This window comes from Ruegeria sp. AM5 (assembly GCF_056540645.1).
In genome coordinates, this window is sequence record NZ_JBQFXC010000024.1 from 1 (window position 1) to 7031 (window position 7031).

The 7031-nt window shown below is 52.4% G+C and carries 6 protein-coding genes and 1 pseudogene; 5 read left to right on the forward strand and 2 right to left on the reverse strand.

The window, feature by feature from the left end; all coding sequences use genetic code 11:
• Positions 1-100: 100 nt before the first annotated feature.
• Positions 101-1264 (forward strand): annotated as a pseudogene (locus ACR0AH_RS20995) (amidohydrolase family protein); the annotation flags it as partial.
• A gap of 273 nt (positions 1265-1537) precedes the next feature.
• Here the strand turns inward: ACR0AH_RS20995 and ACR0AH_RS21000 are convergent.
• Positions 1538-2494 carry a helix-turn-helix domain-containing protein gene (locus ACR0AH_RS21000; protein ID WP_480593641.1) on the reverse strand — a complete coding sequence of 319 codons (957 nt, stop codon included), beginning with the start codon at positions 2492-2494 and terminating at the stop codon, positions 1538-1540.
• Positions 2495-2601: 107 nt separating this feature from the next.
• Here ACR0AH_RS21000 and ACR0AH_RS21005 point away from each other — a divergent pair, with 107 nt between their 5' ends.
• From ACR0AH_RS21005 to ACR0AH_RS21020, 4 genes are all read left to right on the forward strand, one after another.
• Positions 2602-2757, forward strand: coding sequence for a plasmid mobilization protein (locus ACR0AH_RS21005; protein WP_170680733.1), 156 nt, complete (start codon positions 2602-2604; stop codon positions 2755-2757).
• Between the two features lie 14 nt (positions 2758-2771).
• Positions 2772-4445 (forward strand): sulfatase-like hydrolase/transferase, encoded by a 1674-nt coding sequence (locus ACR0AH_RS21010; protein ID WP_480593643.1) that lies wholly within the window; start codon positions 2772-2774, stop codon positions 4443-4445.
• Positions 4446-4540: 95 nt separating this feature from the next.
• The gene (locus ACR0AH_RS21015) at positions 4541-5278 is read left to right on the forward strand and encodes a hypothetical protein (protein WP_480593645.1); all 738 of its coding nucleotides are present in this window, start codon (positions 4541-4543) and stop codon (positions 5276-5278) included.
• Positions 5279-5311: 33 nt separating this feature from the next.
• Complete coding sequence (locus ACR0AH_RS21020) at positions 5312-6127, forward strand: hypothetical protein (RefSeq protein ID WP_480585028.1); 816 nt, start codon at positions 5312-5314, stop codon at positions 6125-6127.
• Between the two features lie 348 nt (positions 6128-6475).
• Here the strand turns inward: ACR0AH_RS21020 and ACR0AH_RS21025 are convergent.
• Positions 6476-7031: prephenate dehydrogenase/arogenate dehydrogenase family protein (locus ACR0AH_RS21025; protein ID WP_480593647.1), on the reverse strand; the 556-nt coding region annotated here is incomplete at its 5' end.

A 7031-nucleotide genomic window follows, 5' to 3' on the forward strand; every position in this document is an offset into this window, starting at 1 on the left:
CAATCTCTTCGGGCTTCGGTCGCTTGTTTGCCATTCGTGGTCCTCCGTTCCCTAAACATAACGGTGGACCAGATCAGTTGGGGAGGCTCACTATGGGGCGTCTGCCGCTTGGACCTTTGGCCGAATAGCTGCGTTCACAGGTGAAGGGCCTGTTGCCGAACTATCCTATTTTCAAGATGCGCAGAGGTTCGACGATTGGAAGACACAAATCGCTGATCCGCTTCGTATGGCGGAGTTGTTGGACTTAGTAGAGCAAGGATTGAAAGAGGGGGCATTGGGAATAGGCGTTAATGCAGGATACGCGCCTGGATACGGACAAAAAGAATACTTTGCTTTGGCAAATATGGCCGCTGACTATGGCGTGGCCACGTATACGCACGTGCGGTACGCATCGAATTTGGAACCGCAGGGGTCTTTTGAGGCAATAAAAGAATTGATTGCGAACGCCGCGCTTACAGGCGCACACATGCATATCTGTCATATCAACAGTTCTTCATTGGAAGACATCCACGCCACCCTTGATTTGGTAGAACGTGCGCAGGCTCAAGGCATTAACGTCACGGTAGAGGCCTATCCTTACGGTGCCGCGAACACCGTTGTAGGAGCCGCGATGTTCTCAGGAGACGGATGGCGAGAACGCATGAGCTCTACGGCACAGAACTTTCAACTGGGCTCAGATCGCATGACAGAACAAGAGCTCGCCGATTACCAGGACAACGAGCCTGGCACCTTTGTCACATGGCATTTCCTGGACGAGAACGATCCGGAAGCGCTTGCGCTATTGGATGCGTCCGTTACCCACCCAGCAGTCATGATCGCCTCGGATGCTGTGTTTTGGTCCTACTTCGACGAAAGCGGGTCAGTTCTGAACTATGAAGGGAGTGATTGGCCACTTCCCGAAAATGTATTCAGTCACCCGCGGTCGGCTGGAGCATTCACCAAAATCCTTCGGTCATATGTGCGCGAACGGGGTTTGCTGTCGCTCAAGGAAGCAATTGGAAAAATGTCCTTGATGCCAGCTCAAACGCTTGAGGAATTCGTTCCACAAATGAGAAAGAAGGGGCGTCTGCAAGTTGGAATGGATGCCGATATTGTCGTCTTTGACCCCAAGACAGTGGCGGATCTAGCCACATACGAAAACGCAAACCAACCCGCTGTTGGGGTGCAAGCCGTTCTCGTAAACGGCACGTTAGTTGTTGGTGATGGTGAACTCAAAATAGACGCTGACTCAGGTCAACCAATCCGCCGTAAGCTCGAAAGATAAGGTGACCGCTTTGGGCTCTGAGCAGTCATTCGCTGAATCACGCCTAACGTCTGCCTTGCGGACTTTGCAGCCATCCGCATTCTTAATTCAAAGGACCGCAGTCAGCCCGAAGCGGACCTTCAAATTCCAACTTTGCAGTTCTCGTGTTGCGGATAAGTTAGGCCTCGTTCTGCCAATATCTCAGCGTCGCTAACCACGGAAATCTGACATTGGCTCCGCAACAAGAATGGCTTAACATAAACTTTGCGCCTAAGACTGCTACCAAGCTCTGTTTCAGTTCATTCTGCCGGATAACGTTTGAGTCGGTAGTTCCCCAAAGAATGCCTTGTAGTCTCGTGCAAACTGCCCCATGTGCCAAAACCCAAAGGAATTTGCGACGTCCGATATACTCTGATCTGGCGAGCAGGATACCAATTCATGGCGTACTGCACCGAGACGGGCTCTTAGATAAAACTGTTTGGGGCTTACACCGAAAGTTTCCTGAAATGCGCGACGAAGAGTACATGCGGATACTTGGGTGTCTGCACATACTTCTCCAATTGAAACGTTGTCCATCAAATGGGCACGCATGAATTCAACTGCCTTTTGCGCCAAGCGGGTTCTGTTCTTGCTGTTGCCTCTATCACTCCATTTCTCATCGTTCACTAGCATTTCCAGAAGCTCTAGGATCAGATCGCTCTCTTCACCTTCAGTGCTGGGGCCTGTCTCGGAACCTATGAGAAAACGTGCTTTGTTTTTGATCTGAGAATGAAATCTGCCAGCATCACCCACGAACGAACGCGAAGCATTTTTTCGCACAGTGCTGATATCAAGGCCGCAATCGTCGGCGACCCGTTCCGCCCTTCGGATGTCGATGCCAAAGGTCAGGCCTGTGAGCGTTGAATTGCTCACGCCTTCAAAAGGGTCCCCGCTACCAAAATTCATCAGAGCGGTGTCTGAGGGGTAGCCGTTAAGCCAAGTCCGTACACTCCCTTTGTCTGGTAGTCCAAACGCCAGAATGTCGGGGCGAGATACACCGGTTTGGTACACGGCTTTGTCAAACGACAAATCTATCATTTGGAGACCAGTCCCCGCCCAAACAGATACCGCCGAATTCATGTTTCCTTTTTCGAGTTGGCGTAATTCGACATCCCATTGGGAAAGCTCGCGGAACTGCGAAGGATCCTGCAATAAAAGAGTATTTGGGTTGCAGGTTTTTTCTTCCACTGATCGTTTTTTGATGTGGTCCATTCAGCAGCTCGCGTAATTGTCATGCAATGTTATCTCGCAAACGTAGGCTTAGGCAATTGCAAGACAAGGCAGACAAATCGGGGGAAAAAAGGTTTGGACGCCCATCCTTGCCTGATGACATAGCGCGCACTGAACGTGTCGTAACACTGCTTACCAAGAGCGAAAAAGAGATGTTGCGCTCTCAGGCTGAGGACAGCGAACTCTCGCTTTCGACCTATTGCCATCACCTGATCCTTGAAGGTCTGAAAACACAAAAATCATGAAATAGGGGTATCTCATGAAATCAAAACTGTTCCTTTCCACACTGGCCTTTGCTGGCTCTGCTTTCACGGCGACAGCTCAGGACAGCAACATCGTGCATGATGCGGAGTACTATGTACTTAAGCAGCAAAACGAGGCCGTTTGGGTCGAGAACGACGCGCAGGTTGATCAACTGTTGGCCGATTTTCGTGAGAAGAACGGAGGGAACCCTCCAAACATCTTCTACATCCTGATTGACGATATGGGCTTTGGCGACATGGGTATGCCCGAGATGAACGCCATCCGCGGGTATTCGACGCCCAATATCAACGCGCTGGCAGAGGAAAGCATGCGGTTCGCGCGCATGTACACTGAGCCGTCCTGCACACCGTCGCGCGTGGCCTTCATGACGGGTCGCCAGCCGTATCGCAATGGGATGGGTGATACTGCCGTCGATATTTCAGGTTTTGGCCTTGCCGACGAAGAGGTCACCCTCGCCGAAGTTTTGAAATCCGTAGGCTACAATACCTCGCATGTTGGCAAATGGCACATGGGCGACATTCAGGAATCCTGGCCGACTTATCAGGGTTTCGACTACGCCGCGTTTCCGATCCATCAGCAGGGCCAGTTGGCCATCTTCAACGAAGACGCGGCTAAAGAAGAAATCACCATGGCCATCGGTGAAGACAACTACAATTCCAAGTACACGTTGGATGATTGGTTTCGACCTGATCCGGGACACATGATTACAGGGCTTGAAGCTGTCATTGGTGGAGAGGTCCGCGAAGTCCATATGGAACCGGGTGAGAAATGGACCCAGGACAAATACAATGAAATGAACATCCGCTATCAGGCACAAGCGATGGAACAGTTGCGCCTGCTAGCAGAGCGGGATGAACCGTTCTTCCTGCAATACTGGCCTCTTGTCCCTCTGTCGACAACGCGCACGACGAAAGAGGCGTTCACGACACCCAACGGCGGTACATTCGTTGAAAGCATGGAAGAGCTGGATGAATGGATCGGCGTCATTCTTGAGGAAGTCGATACGCTGGGGCTCAGAGACAATACCCTGATCGTTTTGATGGGCGATAACGGTCACTTCACCAAATATGCTCCCGGCAGTGGGTTTTCACCTTTGGTCTTCCGCGGCGGCAAGGCCGATACCTCTGAGGGAGGGGTTCGGGTGGACGCGTTTGCCCGCCTGCCCGGCCTGATCGAGGGAGACTCGATAGTATCGGACATCATTCACATCTCTGACTTGTTCACGTCGATAGCACGTATTGGCGGAGCGATGGATGCCATCCCCCGCGACCGGATCATTGACGGTGTCGATCAGACGTCCCTGATGTTCATTGGCGATACGCATGGGCGCCGAGATCATGTTCTGATCTACTCGATCAACTCGCTGAAAGAGGTGGTGAAGGAACACATCAAGCTCAAGGTTCCGGCCAAAGGTGAAAACGCCATCGTGGCCAAGTTCTACAACCTGTTCCGAGATCCTCGCGAAGAACAGAGCGTATCGACAGAGATCGGCGCGTGGGCAGGTCATGAGTTCAACCGGATCATTGCCCGCCACCTGAAATTCAAGGAAATGTACCCCGATCAACCTGCCGCGACGGGACGCCCCTATGAAGGTATCGCGAACCTTCGTCCCGAAACTGTCGCAGCGGTGGATGCCTTTGTCGCCAAGCGGGACATTCAGCCTGAGTAATAGGTGACTCTGCTACGAGTAACGCAAACCCCGCGCCGCAAAACGAAGCGCTCAACGCGGGGTTTGACATCTACTTCAAAGATCATGGGAACAGTATGAAACTCCAAGCGCTTGCCCTAGCATTGGCAACTGGCATCGTCGCGACCCCTTCAATGGCAGACGAGAACGCCTCGAACCCGTTGGCCGCAGTCAACAACACGGACATCCGGTATCAGTATTTTGATCTGGGCAATGGCGCTGATCGGCAGGACGCCTTTATCGATGGTGCCTATATGCTGCGGCCCGATCTGAAACTGAAATATGAGTTGCACTACAACTCAACAGATGTGACCGGAACGCGGTTCACTAATTTCGAGAAAGCGAGCCTCAAAGCGATCTACTTTCCTTCTCAGAGGCCGCTCAACGACACATGGGCCATCAAGTCGGCCATTGGTCTGGAGTGGATACTGGACCTTGGCGATCCGGAAAAAGGAATCGGCACCGGGTCCGATCAAATTGCGCCTTTTGGCGGGTTCGCCTTTGCAAACACAAAATCAGGGCTGACGCTGATCCCCTTGCTCCAGCATTTTGCTTCGTACAATGGCCCGACCGACATCAGCCAGACCGCAATGCGGTTGATTGCGCTGCAACCGTTTGGCGATGGGTATTGGGCCAAAGCCGATATCAAAGCGCCATATGACTGGGAAAACGATGCTTGGCCAGCGACCGCAGAGTTGCAGATCGGCAAGAACCTCAGCTCCGGAATAGCGATTTATGCCGACTTTCTCATCGGTATAGGTTCCGACCGCCCTTACGACAAAGGTGCGGGCCTGGGCCTGCGGTTCAACTACTAATATATCCTCAATCAACTTCGGTGGAGATCATCTATGCCAAAGTCCGGAACCCTGTTCAGCCTTTTGTTTTCTGCGTCCATCCTGGCCTGCCCAGAGACCGTCGTCGCGCAATCCCTGCCTGCCGCGGGACAGGATGAAGCAAATTGGCGTCACGCCGCATCATTCTATCTGTTCACTCCGCTCCGCACTCGGGGAACCTCAACGGTCGCTGGGCAATCCGCTGAGTTGGATTTGAGCCTGGGAGATGTTCTCGACGTCTTGGATTTTGCAGCAGCAGGCCGATACGAGGCGTGGAAAGGTGATTTCGGTATCATCGTTGATGCGAATTATGTCGGCATCGAACAAGATGCCAGCCTACCGGGACCACTGAACGCAGATGTAAATGTTGACGTCCGACAAAAATGGTTTGGTATCCTCGCTGCGTATCGCGTTGCGGACGGGACTTACGGGGGAAAAAATCAAAGATACGCAGTCGATATCCAAGGCGGTGCGCGCTTGAATTCGATCCGACAGGAAATTTCAGTTTCAACCCCTGGTCCCATGACGCTTCCGGTTCTGGGGGGCGATGAAGGCTGGATAGAACCTGTCGTGGGCGCAAGGGGTATGTGGCGCTTGAATGAAAAATGGACCTCTATCGCATCTCTGGAATTGGGTGGCTTCGGCGCCGGAGGAAACGATTTGCAAATTGGGGCCAACGCGGGATTCGACTACCAACCCTGGGAAAAGGTCGCGCTGACGTTCGGCTATCGGTATTTCAGTATTGATTATAGCGACACACTCAGCTCAGGCGAGTTCGCATATGACGTCACGCAGCAGGGGCCGTATTTTGGGCTGAAATATTTCTTTTAGATTGTATGCCCGATTGTAGATCGGCGAGATTCAATGTCTCTTTCTGAAACCCTTGCCGCGTTGCACGCTACTTGCCACATCGGCAACTCTGGGCTCAATGTTGCTGTCCTGTGCAGTTTAAATGATTTGCGGAACGCAGCTCAAAGCCGCATACGCTGCTATTGGAAGGAACACCCGCTTTGAGCAGTCTGCTACACTTTGCAAAGTCCGCTTTCTGCGCATTGCTGTAATTGGTGTATCGCGCAGCATCGGTCAAAGTGGACTCCGAAGTAGACAGTCGCCGCACTCGGTGTGAGCGACTGCTATGCGGAGATAGTGTTGAAGACGTCGACCTTGGATGTCGCTCCATCAATTTCCGTTTTCATTGTGCTGTAGCGTCCTTGACGCTGTTTCCAGCTCAACACTCAAACTTGCGGCCAAATCAAAAAACTGTCGTCGCACCGTCTCGGCGTAAGGATTGGCCTTCTCAATCGCTTCGAATACTTCTGGCGCATCGTGCTGAACCATGGATATTGCTTCAGATAACAAGTCATAGCTTTTCGTTGTCATGCGCGTTGGCAGCGGTCCCATTCGCAGTAGCACTTTGGCAATGAGGTGCGTGAGTCCCTGGACAACTGCTGCTTCTTGGTCGTGATCTTCTGGTGTCGTCATGATGACGGTCAGACCGAGCGCTTTGCGTAAAAACGCAGCCAGCCTAGTATCTCGGTTTCCCTGAATGGGGCAGACCGCGATCTTTAGACCCTCAATACCCGTCGCGGCACTCTGAGGACCAAACAAGGGGTGGGTTGCGACGATGTCTACATGGTTCGGCAGCAGCCGCCGCATGATTTCTGCGGGAATTACTTTAACTGAGCCAACATCGACAATCAGCGCGCCGGGTTTACAAGCAACCGCGATCTCTCTG

Bases quoted from the DNA above. Each gene is read 5' to 3' on its own strand.
- ACR0AH_RS21015 (WP_480593645.1), top strand. From the start codon at position 4,541: ATGAAACTCCAAGCGCTTGCCCTAGCATTGGCAACTGGCATCGTCGCG.
- ACR0AH_RS21000 (WP_480593641.1), bottom strand. From the start codon at position 2,494: ATGGACCACATCAAAAAACGATCAGTGGAAGAAAAAACCTGCAACCCA.
- ACR0AH_RS21010 (WP_480593643.1), top strand. From the start codon at position 2,772: ATGAAATCAAAACTGTTCCTTTCCACACTGGCCTTTGCTGGCTCTGCT.
- ACR0AH_RS21020 (WP_480585028.1), top strand. From the start codon at position 5,312: ATGCCAAAGTCCGGAACCCTGTTCAGCCTTTTGTTTTCTGCGTCCATC.